This is a genomic window from Streptomyces flavofungini (assembly GCF_041028215.1).
Taxonomy (GTDB): Bacteria; Actinomycetota; Actinomycetes; order Streptomycetales; family Streptomycetaceae; genus Streptomyces; species Streptomyces flavofungini_B.
Genome location: NZ_JASKYR010001164.1, coordinates 1 through 1,976, shown reverse-complemented (window position 1 = coordinate 1,976; position 1,976 = coordinate 1). Strand labels below are relative to the sequence as shown.

The 1,976-nt window shown below is 62.9% G+C and carries 3 protein-coding genes; 1 reads left to right on the top strand and 2 read right to left on the bottom strand.

Annotation, left to right across the window (positions count from 1 at the left end; translation table 11 throughout):
- Positions 1-22: 22 nt before the first annotated feature.
- Together AB8Z36_RS39405 and AB8Z36_RS39400 are read right to left on the bottom strand one after the other, a co-directional pair.
- Positions 23-385 carry a hypothetical protein gene (locus AB8Z36_RS39405; RefSeq protein WP_369218169.1) on the bottom strand — a complete coding sequence of 121 codons (363 nt, stop codon included), beginning with the start codon at positions 383-385 and terminating at the stop codon, positions 23-25.
- A 69-nt stretch (positions 386-454) separates the two neighbouring features.
- The gene (locus AB8Z36_RS39400) at positions 455-739 is read right to left on the bottom strand and encodes a type II toxin-antitoxin system prevent-host-death family antitoxin (protein ID WP_369218168.1); all 285 of its coding nucleotides are present in this window, start codon (positions 737-739) and stop codon (positions 455-457) included.
- A 200-nt stretch (positions 740-939) separates the two neighbouring features.
- On the opposite strand from AB8Z36_RS39400, the gene AB8Z36_RS39395 reads away from it, so the two are divergent.
- Positions 940-1,830: a hypothetical protein gene (locus AB8Z36_RS39395; protein WP_369218167.1), complete on the top strand. Its 891-nt coding sequence runs from the start codon at positions 940-942 to the stop codon at positions 1,828-1,830.
- Positions 1,831-1,976: the final 146 nt, after the last annotated feature.

Genomic DNA, 1,976 nt, shown 5'->3' with positions numbered 1-1,976 from the left:
CCCCCCACCCTGCCCGGGATGGCTAGAGGCGGCTGTAGTTGGCGGGGATGCCGACGGCTCCGACCTCTTCCTCGCCGASGATGTGTACGACCATGAGGCCGTTGGGCTTCTTGGTGCGTAGGGCTTCCATCCTGCTCATGGGCCTGTAGAGGATGTAGTACTGCCAGCCGTGCCTGCCGGGGCCCTTCTCCTCTACGGGTTCGCCCCTGGCTTCCGCGTCGAGGAGCTGCTGCCGACGCTCCCGCGTGAGTCCACGCCGCCACAGCAGGTTCTGGAGACCGACCTGGCCCTCGTCGGGGTCCCTCGAGTTGTCAGGAGCACGCGAAAGACCGGTCGCGGCGACCGTCAGCAGCTCCTCGCAGACGTTCAGGTCCAGTCGGTCCATGTCGGCCTGCGCCTTGGGGCTGAACTCGCAGGGTATGGGTAGCACCCGGCAGTTATACCGTAGTGACCGTCAGTTCCCGCTGCGACGGCGGTCGTTGAGCCGCTGCATCATGGTCGCCATGTCAGCGGACTCGCTGTAGTTGTCCTCGAGATCTGCTGCGGCAGCCAGGCCCTTCAGGGCGATGCTCTCCACTTCGGCGTTGGAGAGGGGCTGGATGACGGCGACATAGCGGCCGTGCTTGGTGACGACTGCGGGCCGGTTCGTCTCGTTCACTTGGCGCACGATGTCGCTCGCGCCGTTGGAGAGCTGGCGCATGGTGACGACGCGGACATTGTCCAACCGGATGTCTGGCATGGACAACCTCCCTTCCTGCGATGGATGCCTCAAGTCGAAGCTCAACCTACAGCCCAACTTGTACTTCAACTTGTACCGCAACTTGTAGCTAAATTTGTAGCTACAATTATGCCCACATCTTGAGTGCCCGCGCAGGGCTCGAACAAGCCAGGCGTGGCCGTATATGCTCGGTCGGCCTTCTCGCGGGGGAGTGAGCAGCCGTGGCGATATCCGAGCAGCAACCCGGCCCTGACCAGGCACAACCGGAGGAACACGGGGCCTCGGTCCGGGCGGCGGCCCGATGGTTGGTAACGTCGTACGCCGCTTTGGCGGCCCTTCTGGTGGCTGGCATTCAGCTCAAGGATGTGGCCAGCGTCACACCAGATTGGCAGCTGGCGACGGCTCTGCTGGCGGTGCTCGTAGCCCTGCTGGCCACCAGTACGGTCATCGTCTCCGCCAGCAGGGTCTTGATCGCGCCAGCCCTGACATGGAACGACTTGGTCAGACGCGAGACCAGCGAGATGACGAGGAGGCCGGCGACCCCGGCCGAGATCCTCGACGAGACCCCGCCCAAACAAGACCCGCTGCTCGCCGAGCTCAAGTGGTTCACGCAGATCCAGCCCGTGCAGTTCACCAGCCCCAGAGACCTCCGGGAAAAACTCAGCGCGGCCCGAGCAGACCTCGACAGCAACCCCAGCGACGGCCTGAGGGAGCAGGTGCTGCAGTACGAACAGGCGGCGCAGGCCTGTCTGCAGCAGGCAAACGCCTGGCAGTCCCGCCAGCTCTACGAAAAGCTCATCACACTGCTGAAGCGTTCAAGCACTGTGATTGCCGTGTGCATCCTGATCTTCCTATGGGCATCGAGGCCACCAGAGCAGCCGCCGAAGGTCACCAAACCATTCCCGGTAACGATCTACGTGCAGGGATCCAAAGCTGCAATTACCGCAGCCAAACTCGACGCAGCATGCGCACGGCAGGAACTCAAGGGATGGGCAGTCAACGGCGACATCAACGCCCCCGAGGTGGTGACGGAACCCAAGGGAGCATGTCCGGCCAGTCGATTCACAGTCTCAGAGGAACTAGGCATAGCCGTCCCCATCAAGGCYAAGTAGTYGCTTCCAGATCTAATCTCGACGAGTGAATGAAGCATGCGGAGYTTCCATACTTTCCTTCCTCGTTCCGGACGGACCACGACGAGTGCTGCATCCGTGCCTTCCATGACGACCAGGTCGCGCTCGAAGCCTCCGCTCTGGAGGCC

Excerpts from the sequence above, each read along its gene's own strand:
- AB8Z36_RS39400 (WP_369218168.1), bottom strand. The coding sequence starts at position 739 with ATGCCAGACATCCGGTTGGACAATGTCCGCGTCGTCACCATGCGCCAG.